At 71.7% G+C, this 15651-nt stretch carries 17 protein-coding genes; 3 read left to right on the plus strand and 14 right to left on the minus strand.

Annotation, left to right across the window (positions count from 1 at the left end; all coding sequences use genetic code 11):
- Positions 1-358 precede the first annotated feature (358 nt).
- The 12 genes from EDF63_RS10165 to hrcA form a co-directional block, all read right to left on the minus strand.
- Positions 359-1759, minus strand: a complete 1401-nt coding sequence (locus EDF63_RS10165; protein WP_123312893.1) for an ABC transporter permease — start codon at positions 1757-1759, stop codon at positions 359-361.
- Entirely contained in the window at positions 1756-2508 is a 753-nt protein-coding gene (locus EDF63_RS10170; RefSeq protein WP_123312894.1) for an ABC transporter ATP-binding protein, read from the minus strand. The genes EDF63_RS10165 and EDF63_RS10170 overlap by 4 nt, the downstream gene beginning before the upstream one ends.
- A gap of 111 nt (positions 2509-2619) precedes the next feature.
- Complete coding sequence (locus EDF63_RS10175) at positions 2620-3309, minus strand: response regulator transcription factor (RefSeq protein ID WP_123312895.1); 690 nt, start codon at positions 3307-3309, stop codon at positions 2620-2622.
- Entirely contained in the window at positions 3306-4568 is a 1263-nt protein-coding gene (locus EDF63_RS10180) for a sensor histidine kinase (protein ID WP_260233048.1), read from the minus strand. Before EDF63_RS10180 ends, EDF63_RS10175 begins: the two co-directional genes overlap by 4 nt.
- 67 nt (positions 4569-4635) lie before the next feature.
- Positions 4636-5574, minus strand: a complete 939-nt coding sequence (gene era / locus EDF63_RS10185) for a GTPase Era (RefSeq protein WP_123312896.1) — start codon at positions 5572-5574, stop codon at positions 4636-4638.
- Entirely contained in the window at positions 5571-6890 is a 1320-nt protein-coding gene (locus EDF63_RS10190) for a hemolysin family protein (RefSeq protein WP_123312897.1), read from the minus strand. The genes era and EDF63_RS10190 overlap by 4 nt, the downstream gene beginning before the upstream one ends.
- A 3-nt stretch (positions 6891-6893) precedes the next feature.
- Positions 6894-7355, minus strand: a complete 462-nt coding sequence (ybeY, locus tag EDF63_RS10195; protein ID WP_123312898.1) for an rRNA maturation RNase YbeY — start codon at positions 7353-7355, stop codon at positions 6894-6896.
- Positions 7352-8413 carry a PhoH family protein gene (locus EDF63_RS10200; protein WP_228510585.1) on the minus strand — a complete coding sequence of 354 codons (1062 nt, stop codon included), beginning with the start codon at positions 8411-8413 and terminating at the stop codon, positions 7352-7354. Before EDF63_RS10200 ends, ybeY begins: the two co-directional genes overlap by 4 nt.
- A gap of 70 nt (positions 8414-8483) precedes the next feature.
- A complete protein-coding gene (locus EDF63_RS10205; RefSeq protein WP_123312900.1) occupies positions 8484-8837 on the minus strand; it encodes a histidine triad nucleotide-binding protein in 354 nt (117 codons plus the stop codon).
- Between the two features lie 40 nt (positions 8838-8877).
- Positions 8878-9615 carry a 16S rRNA (uracil(1498)-N(3))-methyltransferase gene (locus tag EDF63_RS10210; RefSeq protein WP_123312901.1) on the minus strand — a complete coding sequence of 246 codons (738 nt, stop codon included), beginning with the start codon at positions 9613-9615 and terminating at the stop codon, positions 8878-8880.
- Positions 9615-10727, minus strand: coding sequence for a molecular chaperone DnaJ (gene dnaJ, locus EDF63_RS10215; RefSeq protein ID WP_123312902.1), 1113 nt, complete (start codon positions 10725-10727; stop codon positions 9615-9617). The genes EDF63_RS10210 and dnaJ overlap by 1 nt, the downstream gene beginning before the upstream one ends.
- 49 nt (positions 10728-10776) lie before the next feature.
- Entirely contained in the window at positions 10777-11799 is a 1023-nt protein-coding gene (gene hrcA, locus EDF63_RS10220) for a heat-inducible transcriptional repressor HrcA (RefSeq protein ID WP_123312903.1), read from the minus strand.
- A gap of 88 nt (positions 11800-11887) precedes the next feature.
- On the opposite strand from hrcA, the gene EDF63_RS10225 reads away from it, so the two are divergent.
- Positions 11888-12295 carry a DUF4870 domain-containing protein gene (locus EDF63_RS10225; RefSeq protein WP_311316884.1) on the plus strand — a complete coding sequence of 136 codons (408 nt, stop codon included), beginning with the start codon at positions 11888-11890 and terminating at the stop codon, positions 12293-12295.
- Between the two features lie 27 nt (positions 12296-12322).
- Here the strand turns inward: EDF63_RS10225 and hemW are convergent, their stop codons facing one another.
- Positions 12323-13564, minus strand: a complete 1242-nt coding sequence (gene hemW / locus EDF63_RS10230) for a radical SAM family heme chaperone HemW (RefSeq protein WP_123312904.1) — start codon at positions 13562-13564, stop codon at positions 12323-12325.
- A 29-nt stretch (positions 13565-13593) separates the two neighbouring features.
- Here hemW and EDF63_RS10235 point away from each other — a divergent pair, with 29 nt between their 5' ends.
- On the plus strand, positions 13594-14286 hold the full coding sequence (locus EDF63_RS10235) for an HAD family hydrolase (protein ID WP_185021366.1): 693 nt from the start codon (positions 13594-13596) through the stop codon (positions 14284-14286).
- Positions 14287-14372: 86 nt separating this feature from the next.
- Here EDF63_RS10235 and EDF63_RS10240 read toward each other — a convergent pair whose 3' ends face one another.
- Complete coding sequence (locus EDF63_RS10240; RefSeq protein WP_123312906.1) at positions 14373-15020, minus strand: DUF1990 family protein; 648 nt, start codon at positions 15018-15020, stop codon at positions 14373-14375.
- Positions 15021-15133: 113 nt separating this feature from the next.
- On the opposite strand from EDF63_RS10240, the gene EDF63_RS10245 reads away from it, so the two are divergent.
- Positions 15134-15625: a hypothetical protein gene (locus EDF63_RS10245; protein WP_123312907.1), complete on the plus strand. Its 492-nt coding sequence runs from the start codon at positions 15134-15136 to the stop codon at positions 15623-15625.
- Positions 15626-15651 lie beyond the last annotated feature (26 nt).

Consider the following 15651-nt stretch of genomic DNA (forward strand, 5'->3'; position numbering starts at 1 on the left):
GACGGACTCCGCGACGAGGTGGGCCGGTGTGTCAGGCCTCGTCGCGGCAGCGAAGGAGGAGGAGTGCCGAGTACATCGGGTCCACGGTAGCACCGGCCGCGACTCGTGTGACAGCGAGGGGCGTTCGAGTGGTCACGACATGCCGTCGGCCGGACGCCGAGGTTCCACGAACCGTCGCCGGCGGCCGTCCGGAGTCCACGATCGTGGAACCTCGGCGAACGCGAGCGGCGTGGCGGGGGGGCGTGGCGGGAGCGGCGTGCCGGCCGGGGCGGTGGAGGCACGGGACGACGGACGGGAGGCACGGTGCCAGCTGGCACCGTGCCTCCCGTCCGTCGCGTGGGCCGACCACGGCCGCTCGTCAGTCGACCGCGAGCGCTTCGGTCGGGGGCACGCGCATCGCGCGCCGCACCGGCGCGATCGTCGCGACGACCGCGAGCACGAGCGCCCCGACGACGACGATCCCGATGGTGAGCGGCGGCAGCACGGGCGTGACCGGGGTGCCCAGCGACCCGAGCAGCGTCTGCCCGCCGACCCAGCCGTAGAAGGTGCCGAGCACGAGCCCGGAGACGACGGCCGCGACGACCATCTGCACGGCTTCGGTCACGATCATCCGGCGGACCTGCGCCCCGGTGAGTCCGAGGACCCGCAGCAGCCCGAGCTCGCGGCGACGCTGCAGGACCCCGAGTGCGAGCGCGTTCACGACCCCGACGGCGGCGATCACGGCGGAGAACCCGACGATGACGCTGACGACGGCGTTCAGCTGCACGAAGAAGTCGCGCTGCGCCTGCACCATCTCGGTCGTCATCTGGCCCTGCCCCAGGTCCTCGAGCTGGGCCTCGAGCACGTGCTGCATGATGCCGAGCGCGACCGCGAAGGTGACGAGCAGGGTGACGCCGATCACGAGCCCGATCGTCGCCCGCGAGGACCGACCCGGCGCACGCATGGCGTTGCGGCCGGCGAGCAGGACGACGGGGTCGTGCGAGCCGATCCGGCCGATGAGCTGCAGGACGGGCGGCATCACGATCGTCGCCCCGACCGCGACGCCCGCGAAGGACATGAACCCGCCGAGTGCCGCCGGCAGCACCGCGATGGGCGAGCTCGCACTGACCGCGAGCCCGATGAGCATGAGCGCGGCGCCACCCGCCATGAGGACGATCGCCCAGACCTTGCGGGCGGTGCCGGAGCGGACGTCGTCGTGGCTCGGTTCGACGCTCGACGACAGCGCCTCGAGCGGGGTGACGGTCAGCACCCGGCGGGAGCCCGCGGCGAAGGCTCCCCACGTCGCCAGGACGACGGCGACGACCGGCAGCGCGAGTTCCCACGGCAGGAGCGTGTAGTCGGTGTCGGGCAGGAACCCGTTGCCGCGCAGGACGACCACGAACACCGCGGACAGTCCGGTGCCGACGACGGCGCCGATCAGTCCGCCGAGCACCCCGACGACCAGTCCGGTGCGGGTGATCCGGGCCCGGAGGGTCGCACCCGTGGCACCGACGAGACGCTGCAACGCGATGATGCGGGTCTGGCCGGCGATGAGGGTCGCGCAGGTGTTGGCGGTCACGATCGCACCGACGTACAGCGCGATCCCGAGGAACAGCCACCCGACGACGGACAGGATCGACTTGACCGGCCCGAGGTCGGCGAGCCCGGCGGCGCCGAGCGCCTCGGTCACGATGCCGGGGGCGATGACGAGTGCCGAGCCGAACGTCGTGCCGAGCGCCGCGACCAGCACGGTCGGGGCGAACGAGCGGACGCCGTTCACGCTGCTGCCTCCATCCCCAGCATCGTGGTGGAGATCGCGCCGGCGTCCATCGCCGGACGGTCGGCGACGACGCGGCCGTCGGCGAGGAACAGGATCCGGTCGGCGTTGGCGGCCGCGACGGGGTCGTGCGTCACCATGACGACGCTCTGCCCCCACTCCTGCACGGCGCCGCGCAGGATCGCGAGGACGTCACGGCCGGTGCGCGAGTCGAGGGCACCCGTCGGCTCGTCGGCGACGACGACTGCCGGCCGCGAGGCGAGCGCCCGGGCGATGGCGACGCGCTGCTGCTGCCCACCCGACAGCTGGTGCGGCCGGTGCGAGAGCCGGTTGCCGAGTCCGAGCTGGTCGACCAACCGGTCGATCCACGCGCTCTCGTCCTTCGACGGCTTGTGGCCGCCGAGCAGGAACGGCAGCCGGATGTTCTCGCTCACGTCGAGCGTCGGCACCAGGTTGAACGACTGGAACACGAACCCGAGCCGACGTCGACGGAGCTCGGTCAGGTCCTTGTCGCCGAGCCCGGTGATGTCGACACCGTCGATCTGGATGCGGCCGGCGGACACCGCGTCGAGGCCGGCGGCGACGTGCATGAGTGTCGACTTGCCGGACCCGGACGGCCCCATCACGGCGGTGAACTCCCCCGCGCCGATGTCGACGCTGACGTCGTCGAGCGCCGTCACCCGGCGCGCGGCGTCGCCGTAGTGCTTGGACACGTGGTCGAGTCGGATGATCGGAGCGTGGCTGGTGGTCATGCACCAACGATGACGGCCGGGAGGCCCGCCCCGCGTCCGTCGGGCGGCTCCTGTGGATGCACCGCTCGGCTCGACTTCCTGTGGACGGGTCATCCGATCGGATGACGTCCGTCAGTCGGCCTTGCTCACCAGCCCGTGCTCGTGCGCGAACACGACGAGGCGCACACGGTCGCGGAGTCCGAGCTTCGTCAGGACCCGCGAGATGTGGGTCTTCACGGTCGCCTCGCTGACGTACTCGTGCTGAGCGATCTCACTGTTGCTGAAGCCGCGGGCCGCCAGGTCGAAGATCTCGCGCTCACGCGGTGTGAGGTCGTCGAACGTCGCCGGCACGGTCGCGGCCTGCTCGACCGAGTCGTCGTACCGACGCAGGAGCTCGCGCGTCGCCGAGGCCGCGAAGACCGCGGTGCCGGCGTGCACGGTCCGCACGGCGGCGAGCAGGAACTCCGGGTCGGCGTCCTTCAGCACGAAGCCGCTCGCGCCGGCGCGGATGGCCTTCGCCGCGGCCTCGTCGAAGTCGAACGTGGTCAGGACGAGCACCTTGGCGCCGTCGGTCCCGGCCTGCTCGACGATGTGCGAGGTCGCCGTGATGCCGTCCATCACGGGCATGCGGACGTCCATCAGGACGACGTCCGGGCGGGCGCGGCGGACGAGTTCGACACCCTCGGCGCCGTCGCCCGCCTCGCCCACGAACTGCAGGTCGGGCTGGGAGTCGATGAGCATCCGGATGCCCGTGCGGAAGAGTGCCTGGTCGTCGACGAGGGCGACGCGGATCCGGCCGTCGGCCGGCGGGGTGGTGGTCATCGGGCGGTGCGCTCCTGCTCGGTCGGGCTGGCGGTCGGGCCGGCGGTCGGGGTGACACGGCCGCGGGGCATCTGTCCGCTGGCGGGGACCGCGGGCATCCGGACCGAGACCTCGAAGTCCGGACCGCGAACCCCTGCGGTCATCGTGCCGCCGGTCATGGTCGCACGCTCGCGCATCCCGACGAGGCCGTGGCCGGTGCCGGGACCCCGCGTGCCGTCGTCCGCGCGGCGATTCACGACCGCGATCTCGACGGTGTCCGGGCGGTAGGTCAGCGATGCGTGCACCGGGGTCCCCGGTTCACCGTGCTTGTACGCGTTCGTCAGGCTCTCCTGGACGATCCGGTACACCGCGAGCTGCGTCGTGGTGGGGAGACCGGCAGGGTCGCCCTCGCGCTCGACCCGGACGTCGAGGCCGACCTGCCGCATCTCGCCGATGAGCCGGTCGATGTCGTCGATCTCGGGTGTCGGGACGGTCCCCTGCTCGTGCCGCAGCGCGCCCAGGAGCTCGCGGACGTCGCCGAGCGCACGGCGGGCGGTCGTCGAGATGGTGCCGAGCGCCTGGTCGGCGACGGCGGGGTCGGCCTTCAGCGCGTAGCGGGCACCGTCCGCCTGGGCGATGACGACCGCGAGCGAGTGCGCGACGATGTCGTGCATGTCGCGGGCGATCCGCACACGTTCCTGTTCGACGGCGACGGCGCGGTCGGCGCGGGCGGCGTCGCGCTCGGCGAGCAGCTGGGCCTCGCGGCTCATGCTCGCCGACCGGCGGGTGCGCAGGACGAGGCCCGCCAACCACGGCAGCAGCAGGAGGAGCAGGACGACGGCGAAGTACGAGACCGTGACCTGCAGCGACTCCTGGAACGGGGTCGAGGCGGTCTCGATCGTCAGGCGGTTCCGGTAGTCGTCGACGCCGATGTAGAGCGCCGCGGTGACGGACCCGACGATGGCCGAGACGAGTCCCGCCAACCGGACCCGTCGGCTGCCGTAGGCACTCGTCGTGTAGAGCACCGCCGCGATGAACACGTTCGACAGGTCGGGCATCTGGCCCGTCAGCATCTCGAAGACCGCGAACACCCACGCGACCGCCAGGGCGAGTCCCGGTGACAGCCGTCGGAGCGCCAGCGCGGCGGTCATGCCGACGACGGTGACGACCGCGAGCGGGGTGTCCATCCCCCGGGCCGAGGTGATCAGCACGAGCGAGCCGAGCACCACGGCGATGACGACGTCGGTGATGACCTGCGCGCGCAGCATGGGACGGAACACGCGTCCACGGTACGGCGCTCGGGTCACCGGCGCGTCCCTCGCGTGGATGACACCCGGCGCCGGGAGCTCAGAACCCGAGGCGTCCGAGCTGCTTCGGGTCACGCTGCCACTCCTTGGCGACCTTCACGCGGATGTTGAGGTACACGTGCCGACCGCCGAGCAGCGACTCGATCTCGACGCGGGCACGGGAGCCGACGTCCTTCAGGCGCTCGCCCTTGTGGCCGATGACGATCGCCTTCTGGCTGTCGCGCTCGACGAACAGGTTCGCGAAGATGCGCAGGGGGCCGTCGGCGTCGTCGTCCTCGTCGGGCTCGACGATGTCCTCGATCACGACGGCGAGCGAGTGCGGCAGTTCGTCGCGGACTCCCTCGAGCGCGGCTTCGCGGATGAGTTCGCTGATGCGTTCCTCGTCCGTCTCCTCGGTCACGGCGGACGAGTCGTAGAGCTGGGGCGACTCCGGCAGCAGCGAGGTGATCTCACCGAGGAGGTCCTCGAGCTGCAGACCCTTCGTGCCCGACGTCGGGATGATCGAGTCCCAGTCACGGAGCCTCGAGACGGCCAGCAGCTGCTCCCCGACCTTGTCCTTCGAGGTGCGGTCGATCTTCGTGACGATCGCGACCTTCTTGGCTCGCGGGTACTGGTCGAGGGTGTCGTTGATGAAGCGGTCGCCCGGGCCGATCGGCTCGTTGGCGGGGACGCAGAACCCGATGACGTCGACGTCGCCGAGCGTGGACTGCACGAGGTCGTTGAGCCGCTCGCCGAGCAGGGTGCGCGGACGGTGCACGCCCGGAGTGTCGACGATGATGACCTGGCCGTCGGGACGGTGCACGATGCCGCGGATCGCACGGCGGGTGGTCTGCGGCTTCGACGAGGTGATCGCGACCTTCTGGCCCACCAGCGCGTTCGTCAGCGTCGACTTGCCGACGTTCGGGCGCCCGACGAACGAGACGAAGCCCGCACGGTAGGGCGTGCCCGAGGCGGTGGGGGTGGAGTCGGAGTCGGTCATGCGTGCGTGGTTCCCGTCGTGGTGGTGGCGTCGTCGAAGGCGTCCTCGACACCCGCGAGGGCATCGGTGCGCTCGGCGAGCACGGTGATGAGGTGGCGGCGCTTGCCCTCGACCCGGTCGGCCGTCAGGACGACGCCGGACACCGTGACGGTGTCGCCGGAGATCGCCAGGTGGCCGAGCTCCTTCGTGAGCAGGCCGCCCGCGGTGTCGACGTCGTCGTCGTCGAGCTCGATCCCGAACAGGTCGCCGAGCTCGTCGACGGGCAGTCGGGCGGAGATCCGCCAGACGCCGGGTTCGACCTCGACCCGGTCGACCACGGCGCGGTCGTACTCGTCGGAGATGTCCCCGACGAGTTCTTCGATGAGGTCCTCCATCGTGACGAGACCGGCGACGCCGCCGTACTCGTCGACGACCAGGACCAGGTGGTTCTTCGCGACCTGCATGTGCCGCAGGGTGTCGTCGGCGGCCTTCGACTCCGGCACGAACTCGGCCGGACGCAGCAGGCGCGTGACCCGCTCGCTGCCCGACCCCGGACGCTCGTACAGCGCCCGCGACACGTCGCGCAGGTACAGCACACCGAGCACGTCGTCGCTGTCCTTCCCGGTGACGGGCATGCGGGACACCCCGGCGGCCAGGAACTGCTCCATGCTGGCGGCGAGCGTGTCCGAGCCGTCGACGGTGAGCATGTCGGTGCGCGGCACCATCACCTCGCGCACGAGGGTGTCGCTGAACTCGAAGACCGAGTGGATGAGCTCGCGGTCCTCGTCCTCGAGCACGTTGCTCTCGGTGGCCTCGTCGACGAGCGACAGCAGTTGTTCTTCGCTCGACACCGTCGAGGCACTCCGGCCACGGCCCGGGGTCACGCGGTCACCGATGCGGACGAGCAGGCCGGCGAGCGGACCGAGCACGATCCGGACGGCACGGACCAGGCCGCCGGTGGACGCCAGCAGTCGCTCGGCGTGCGCCCGTCCGACGCTGCGCGGACTCGACCCGACGAGCACGAACGACACGGCCGTCATGATCGCGGCGGAGACGATGAGCGCCACCCACCAGCTGTCGAACGCCCGCACCAGGGCGATCGTGACGAGCACGGCCGCGGCGGTCTCGGCGAGGACGCGGAAGAAGTTGAGGGCGTTGACGTGCGCACCGACGTCGTCCGCGATCGCCTCGAGCGCACGACGCCGCTTGTTGCCGCGGGCGATCTCGTCGAGGTCGGCACGGGACACCACGGAGAGCGCGGCGTCGCTCGCGGCGAGGAGTCCGCCGAGCACGACGAGCCCGAGCGCCACCGCGAGCAGCCCGACGACGACGAGCATCGGCTACCGACCCCGGCGCTGGGCCGCGAAGGCCGTCAGGATCTCGCCCTGCAGCCCGAACATCTCGGCCTTCTCGTCCGGCTCGGCGTGGTCGAACCCGAGCAGGTGCAGGATGCCGTGGCAGGTGAGCAGCAGCATCTCGTCGGTGCTCGAGTGCCCGGCGGTCTTCGCCTGTTCCTCGGCCACCTGCGGGCAGAGCACGATGTCACCGAGCAGTCCGGCGGGCGTGGGGTCGTCCTCGGTACCCGGTCGGAGTTCGTCCATCGGGAAGCTCAGGACGTCGGTCGGGCCGGGCTCGTCCATCCACCGCACGTGCAGCTGCTCCATCGCGCCCTCGTCGACCAGGACGATGGCGAGTTCGGCGTCCGCGTGCACGTGCATCGCATCGAGGGCGAACGCGGCGAGGCGCTGGATCGCGGCCTCGTCCACCTCGACCCCGGACTCGTTGTTGAGCTCGATGCTCACCGGTTGCCTCCTCGGGCGTCGTTCTGGGGGTACGGGGGTCGCTGACGGTCCTGCGGCGGCCGCCCCCGGCGCTCGGCACGGTTGGCGCCGTCGGGGTTGCCGACCGGCGCGGTGCCACGGCCACCGGGACGGTGACCGGCCTGCTCGGCGAGGCGTTCCTCGTCGTAGACGGTGTAGGCGTCGACGATGCGGCCGACGAGCGTGTGCCGCACGACGTCCTCGCTGCCGAGCCGGGCGAAGTGGATGTCCTCGACCGTCTCGAGGATGCGCGTCACGAGCCGGAGCCCGGACACGTTGCCCGGCAGGTCGACCTGGGTGATGTCACCCGTGACGACCATCTTCGAGCCGAACCCGAGACGGGTCAGGAACATCTTCATCTGCTCGGGGGTCGTGTTCTGCGCCTCGTCGAGGACGACGAACGAGTCGTTGAGCGTCCGGCCGCGCATGTACGCGAGCGGCGCGACCTCGACCGTGCCCGCAGCGAGCAGCTTCGGGACCAGCTCGGGGTCCATCATCTCGTTCAGGGCGTCGTAGAGCGGCCGCAGGTACGGGTCGATCTTGTCGGTGAGCGTGCCCGGCAGGAACCCGAGCCGCTCGCCGGCCTCGACCGCTGGACGGGTCAGGATGATGCGGGTGACCTCGCGCCGCTGCAGGGCCTGCACGGCCTTCGCCATCGCCAGGTAGGTCTTGCCGGTGCCGGCGGGACCGATCCCGAACGTGATGGTGTGTTCGTCGATGGCGTCGACGTACGCGCGCTGCCCGTCGGTCTTCGGCCGGACGGACTTGCCGCGGCTCGACACGATCGGCGTGCCGAAGGTGTCGGACGGCTTGCGGTCGTCATCGAGGATGCGCGCCGACATCGGGATGTCCGAGGGGCCGATGTCCTGCCCGCGCTTGACCATGCCGACGAGTTCGTCGACGAGCGCCTTCGCCCGCGCGACCTCGCGTTCAGGTCCGGTGAGCGTGACCTCGTTGCCGCGGACGACGACCTTGACGCCCGGGTACTGCCGTTCGACGGTCTTCAGGAGCCGGTCCTGGGGACCGAGCAGCTGGACCATGGCGATGCCGTCGACCTGGAGGGCGACGGAGACGACCTGGTCGTCGTCGGTGGTGGGCTGTGCTGGTTCGTTAGCCGGCAAGGGTGCCTTCCTGCAGTTCACCTGCGAGTACGTGCGCGTGCACGTGGAACACGGTCTGACCGGCGGCTTCGCCGGTGTTGAAGACGAGACGGAACTGGCCGCCGGCGCGCTCGTCGGCGATGCGCTGCGCGGTGGCGACCAGGTGGGCGAGGAGGTCGGGGTCACCGGCCGCGAGTTGGGCGACGTTCGCGTACTGCTCGGTCTTGGGGATGACCAGCACGTGGACGGGTGCCTTCGGGGCGATGTCCTCGATCGCGATCACACGGTCGTCCTCGGCGACGACGGTCGCCGGGATCTCGCGCGCGATGATCTTGGTGAAGACGCTGGGCGTGCTGGTGCTCATGACTCCATCGTAGAACGCGGGACCGACCTCGGGCCTTCCCTCACCAGCGACCGAGTCCGGCCTGCAGGATCGCGAGTGCCGCGGGACCGGCGGTCGAGGTCCGCAGCACGCTGTCGCCGAGCCGGACCCTGATCGCTCCCGCGGCCTCGAGCCGGTCGAGCTCGGAGCCGTCGATGCCACCCTCCGGCCCCACCACGAGTGCGATCTCGTCGAGGTCCGCCGGCTGTTCCCAGGTCGCGAGCCGCACGGTCGCGGTGGGGTCGAGCACGAGCACCGCGGCACCGGCACCGAGCGCGGGCACGAGCTGCGCCGTCGTGACGAGCGGCCCGACCTCGGGCACCCGTGACCGGATCGCCTGCTTCGCGGCCTCGTGTGCGATGGCCGTCCAGCGCGATCGGCCCTTCTCGACCTTCGGACCCTCCCACCGGGAGACGCTGCGCGCGGCCGACCACGGCACGATCCGGTCCACGCCGATCTCCGTCGACGCCTGCACCGCCATCTCGTCGCGGCCGCCCTTGGCGAGGGCCTGCACGAGCGTCAGCGACGGGACCGGCAGCGGATCGACGGACAGCGACGCGACGGACAACACCAGCGAATCGCGGTCGACGGAGTCCACCGCACCGGACACGACGGTCCCCCGTCCGTCCGAGAGCCGCAGCGTCTCACCGACCCGCACGCGCGAGACGGTCACGGCGTGCCGCCCCTCTGCCCCGTCGAGCGTCACGGAGCCACCGACGGCGACCCCGTCGAGCGACTCCACGACGTAGAGCGATGCCATCAGAAGTTGAAGAAGCGGTCGCGGAGCTTGCCGAACATGCCCTGCTGGAACCGGGCGAGCTGCGGCGCCGAGGCCTTGTGCGACTTCGCGAGCTGCTCGACCAGCTGCCGCTCCTTGTGCGACAGCTTCGTCGGGGTGACGACCTGCACGCCGACCCGGAGGTCGCCGCGGCCGCTCCCGCGCAGCTTCGTGATGCCGCGGTCCTTGATGACCAGGACGTCGGCGCTCTGCACCCCGGGACGGATCTCGAGCTCGACGGGCCCGTCGAGTCCGTCGATCGTCGTGGTGGTGCCGAGCACGGCATCGGTCATCGCGACCTCGAGCGTGGCGAGCAGGTCGTCGCCGTCGCGGCTGAAGACGTCGTCGTGCCGCACCCGGATCTCCAGGTACAGGTCGCCGGAGGGGCCGCCAGCGGGGCCGACCTCGCCCTGGCCGGGCATCTGCAGGCGCAGGCCCGAGTCGACGCCGGCCGGGACGTCGACCGGAACCGTGCGACGGGCGCGGACGCGGCCCTGACCCTGGCAGGTCGGGCAGGGGCTCGGGATGACGGTGCCGTAGCCGCGGCAGGTGCCGCACGGGGCGCTCGTCACGACGTTGCCCAGGAGCGAGCGGACCTGGCGCTGGATGCTGCCGGAGCCGCCGCAGATGTCGCAGGTGCGCGGGCTCGTGCCGGGTGCGCAGCACGACCCGTGACAGGTCTCGCACAGGACGGCGGTGTCGACCTCGACGTCCTTGTGGGTCCCGAAGACGACCTCGTCGAGGTCGACGTCGATGCGGAGCAGGGCGTCCTGCCCCCGCTCGGCACGGCTGCGGGGACCGCTGCCCCGGCCACCGCCGCCACCGCCGCCGAAGAAGGCGTCGAAGATGTCGCTGAACCCGCCGGCGCCGCCACCGAAGGGGCTGTCGGCCTGTGGCCCGGCGTCGTACCGGCGCCGCTGCTCGGGGTCGCTCAGGACGTCGTACGCGTGCGTGACGTCCTTGAACCGCTCGGCGGCCTCGGGGGCCGGGTTCACGTCCGGGTGGAGCTCACGCGCCAGGCGGCGGTAGGCCTTCTTGATGTCGGCATCGGAGGCGTCTCGCTGGACGCCGAGGACGTCGTAGTGGTCTGCCACGTATCCCTCAGTCGGTTGTGTTCGGTCGGTCGGTCGGTGTTGCAGTCGATCAGTGTTCGCCCAGGAGCTTGGACAGGTACCGTGCGACGGCCCGGACGGCCGCCATGTTCGTGCCGTAGTCCATCCGGGTCGGTCCGAGGACGCCCAGGCGTGCCACCTCGCCGCCACCGGCGAGGTACCCGCCGGCGACGATGCTCGTCGCGTCGAGCCCGTACTCGGCGTTCTCGACGCCGATGCTGGCCGCCACCGCGATGTCGTCCACCTGCATCTCCCCGAACAACCGGAGCAGGGTGACTTGTTCCTCGATCGCTTCGAGCACCGGGAAGAGGCCGCCGGAGAAGTCCTGCTCGCTCTTCGCCAGGTTCGCGGCGCCGGCCATCAGCAGGCGGTCCTGTCGGTTCGCCGCGACCTGCTCGATGAGGGTCGCCACGACGACCCCGCCGAGGGTCTGGGCCTCGGGGCGGAGCTGTTGCGGCACCGCACGGAGCGCGGTGGGCACGTCCTGCAGCAGGAGCCCCACGGCCGCACCGTTCAGCACGGTGCGGAGTTCGGTCAGCAGCGGCTCGTCGAGCGCGACGTCGGTCTCGACGACGCGCTGCTCGACCCGGGCGGTGTCGGTGATGAGCACCACCATCAGCCGGGCGTCGCCGAGTCGCACGAGTTCGACGTGCTGCACCCGGGCGCGCACCATCGACGGGTACTGCACCAGGGCGACCTGGTTCGTGAGCTGGCTGAGCAGGCGCACGGTGCGGCCGAGGACCTCGTCGAGGTCGTTCGGGGCGCCGAGGAAGGTCTCGATGGCGTGCCGCTGGGCGCTCGTCAGCGGCCGGGCCGCGGCCAGGTGGTCGACGAAGAGGCGGTAGCCCTTGTCGGTCGGCACGCGACCGGACGAGGTGTGCGGGGCGACGATGAGCTGCTCGTCCTCGAGCAGGGCCATGTCGTTGCGGATCGTGGCGGCACTGACACCGAAGGCGTGCCGCTCGACGATCGTCTTCGAGCCGACCGGTTCGCGGGACGCCACGTAGTCGCGCACGATCGCCTTCAGGACCTCGAGGCTGCGTTCACTGACCACGAGCGCTCCTTCCTGGTCGATCTGGCACTCGGACGTGTCGACTGCTGATCCTACGCCCGCGTGACTGCACCCCCGATACGCTTCCGGCATGACCTACGGACAGCAGCCCGGTGGCCCGCAGAACCCGAACGGGCCCCAGTACCCGAGCGGGTACACCCCGCCGCAGCCGATGAGCCCGGAGGACCAGCGCCTCTGGGCAACGCTCACGCACATCGGCGGGATCTTCTTCAACTTCATCGCCCCGCTCGTGGCGTACCTGGTGCTCCGGGACCGCGGTGGCTTCATCCGCGAGCACACCCGGGTCGCGCTGAACTTCCACATCACCGTGGCGATCGCCTACGTCGCGTGCGGCATCCTGACCGTGGTGTTCATTGGAGCCCTGCTGCTCCCGATCGTGGCCGTCCTGACGATCGTCTTCGGCATCATGGCGGCCGTCGCGGCGAACCAGGGCCAGTTCTACCGCTACCCCCTGTCGATCGAGTTCATCAAGCAGTAGGGCCGGCAGGCGACCGGCGGACGCCGGTCAGTCGAGCAGTTCCCGCACCACCGCGTCGGCGAGCAGGCGGCCCTGCAGGGTCAGGTCGATCCGTCCCCGCACCGCGGCCGACCCGTCCACGAGACCCCGTGCGATGAGTCCCGCGACCCGGCCACGGGCCTCCTGGCGGATCTCGCTCGTCGCGAGCTCCCCGCGGACGCGGGCGGCGAGGAGCAGCCGCTCGACGTACCGGGTCTCGTCGTCGATGGTCTCGCGGCCGGCGGCCGGCGAATCGCCGGACAGCACCCGGTTCGCGTACGCGGCCGGGTGCTTGACGTTCCACCAGCGCGTGCCGGCGACGGCGGAGTGCGCGCCGGGGCCGACGCCCCACCAGTCGTGGCCCTTCCAGTAGGACAGGTTGTGGCGACTCGCGTGCGCGTCACCGCGCGCCCAGTTCGACACCTCGTACCAGGAGTAGCCGGCGTCCCCGAGCACCTGGTCGGCGAGCTCGTACATGTCGGCGGCCAGGTCGTCGTCGGGGGCGGGGAGCTCGCCGCGGGCCACCATGCGGCCCATCGCGGTGCCGTCCTCGACGATGAGCGAGTACGCCGACACGTGGTCGGGCTCGCAGGCGATCGCGGCGTCGAGCGACGTCCGCCAGTCGGCGAGGGACTCCCCCGGCGTCGAGTAGATGAGGTCGAGCGAAACGTCGAGGCCCTGCTGCTTCGCGAGGTCGACGACCACGGGCACGCGCAGCGGGTCGTGGGTGCGGTCCAGCGTCGCGAGCACGTGCGGCACCGCGGACTGCATGCCGTAGCTGATCCGGTTGAAGCCGCCCTCGCGCAGGGTCTGCAACGACGACGCGTCGACCGAGTCCGGGTTCGCCTCGGTCGTGACCTCGGCGCCGGGCAGGATCCCCCACGTGTCGTCGATGGCCCGCAGGATCATCGCCAGGTCGGACGCCGGCAACATGGTCGGGGTCCCGCCGCCGAAGAAGACCGTCGACACCGGCCGACGCGGCACGCCGGAGCGGTCGAGCACGGTCGCGGCCCACTCGATCTCCCGCACGGCGTGCCCGGCGTAGTCGTCGCGACGGACGCCGCGGAGCTCGGACGCCGTGTAGGTGTTGAAGTCGCAGTACCCGCAGCGCACGCGGCAGAACGGCACGTGCACGTACACGCCGAAGGGGACGTCGCCGGCAGCGGGAGCACCGTCGGACCCCGCCGCCGCCCACGGCGTGATCAGGCCGTCCGCGGGGGCTGGATCGGCGATCGGGAGAGCACTCGGCATGGGCTCCATTCTCCGTCATGATGGGAGTCATGGAGCACCATCCCGTCCCCACCACGGTCCTGTGGGACATCGACGGCACCCTCGTGATGAACGCGTCGTCCCCGGGCAACCTCTACCACCTCGCGCTCGAGCGGGCGGTCGGCCGCGACCTCACCCTGCGCGTCGGACACCAGCACGGTCGGACGGACGCCGGGCTCATCGCCGAGCACGTCCGTGCCCACGCGTTCGACGACACCATCATCCCGACGGTGAGCGGCCACCTGCGCGACCTCACCGCCGAGCGGCACGCCTCGGGTGACCACCGCTCGCCCGTCCCCGGCGCCACCGCGCTGCTCACCCGGTTCGCGGAGATCGGGTGGCGGAACGGCCTGCTCACCGGCAACTCGGAGTACCGCGCCCGCGTCAAGCTGGCCGGCGCCGGGTTCGACGATGGCCTGTTCGACTGGGACCACTCCTACTTCGGCGACACCGAGGTCGAGCGAGCCGACGTCACCACCCGTGCGGCGGCGGAACTCGCCGGCACCCGGGCCGTGATCGTCGGCGACACCCCGCGTGACGGCGAGGCCGCGGACGCCGCCGGCATCCCCTTCTTGGCGGTCGCCACCGGGGTGTTCGACGTCGAGGCCCTGCGGGCGACGAACGCGGTCACGGTCGCGCGGGACTGCCGGGTCGACGCCGGCCTGATCGAGGACGCCATCGCGGCGCTGCCGCCGTTGCGCTGACCACGCGCACACGCGCGCCGACGGGCACGCGCACGAACGGGCACGCACACGCCCAAGCGCGCACACGCACGCCCGCGCCCGGGCCGCTAGTCGCCCCGCAGCGCCGCCAGGTACTGCTCCGCCATCACCTTCTGCTGCCGACGCAGCAGCGGCGCGACGAACTGCCACTTCCGGCTCGACGGCTGCGAGAACTGCCGGATCTGCAACCACACGGAGCCGTCGGGCGTGCGTTCGACGACGAACGATTCCTCGCCGGACAGCGGGTGCCCCTCGAGCGTGCCGTACGCGAAGCCCTTGCGGTCGTGCTCGTCGATGATCGACACGACCCGAACCGGCGCCTGCACGGTCCGCCCGAAGGCGTGCATCGTGAGGGTCGCCGAGGTGCCCGCGGTCACCAGCGGAGTGCCGTCCGGCGCGAACTTCTCGACGCGTGGGGTGCCGATCGAGGCCGGCGCGATCGGGACGCCGTCGTCGTCGAAGGTCACCGGGTTGTACCGGACCTCGTCGTCGTCGGGCTGTTCCTCGACACGCACGCGGATCCCGCTGCGCTCCTGGATCTGCCACGTCAGGGCCTGCGTCACCGCGGTCTCGAACCGCTGGTCGCCGTGCCCGATCCGCGCACGCGACTCACTGGGGGTGAACCCCTCGGGCGGGTACGTCATGAGGTCCGACGCCTGGGTCGCCCCCACCGCGCCGTAGGTCAGGGCGGTCCGGTAGCTCCCGCGGATGCTCATGCCGCCAGCCTACTTGGGCCTGCCCCGTCGGATCGAACCGAGTGGTCGTCCGGTTCACGTGCACCCCGAACTGGAGGCCCGACCCGCGGCCGCCACGCCCCTATCGTTGCAGCGTGCCCCGCTCCACCCCCGCGCCCTGGCGGTCCGTCGACCGTCGGACCGCGACCCTCGCCGCGCTCACGTTCGTCGCCTTCGGCGCCGCCGCGCTCGCGCGTGTCCTGGTCGACGCGACGACCACCGGCATCGGCTCGTCCGCACGCTACGTCGCGGTGCCACCGGCACAGTGGGACGCCTTCGACACCGCGAACGCGATCGCGGCGGTCGGTGCGTGCTGCGCCGGAGCGGGGGTCCTGCTGTTCGGGGCCACCCTCGTGTCCGCGGTCCGGCGGCACCGGGCCACGCGGATGACGCAGTGGATCGGCGCCGTGACGGTCGTCCTGGCCCTCGGGGCCGTGGTGTCCGGCGTCGCGGCGACCCAGCAGACCGACTTCGGTGCGGCCGCCGGGCTGGTCATCCTGCGGACCGCACTGGCGGGACTGGCCGCTGCGAGCCTCCCGGCCCTCTGCCTGGCCGTGCTGCGGGCGCGGGCCGCACGGGCCCGTTGACCCGGTCGCTCCTTCTTCTTCTCGGC

Origin of the sequence: Curtobacterium sp. JUb34 (genome assembly GCF_003755065.1) — a bacterium.
Classification (GTDB): Bacteria; Actinomycetota; Actinomycetes; order Actinomycetales; family Microbacteriaceae; genus Curtobacterium.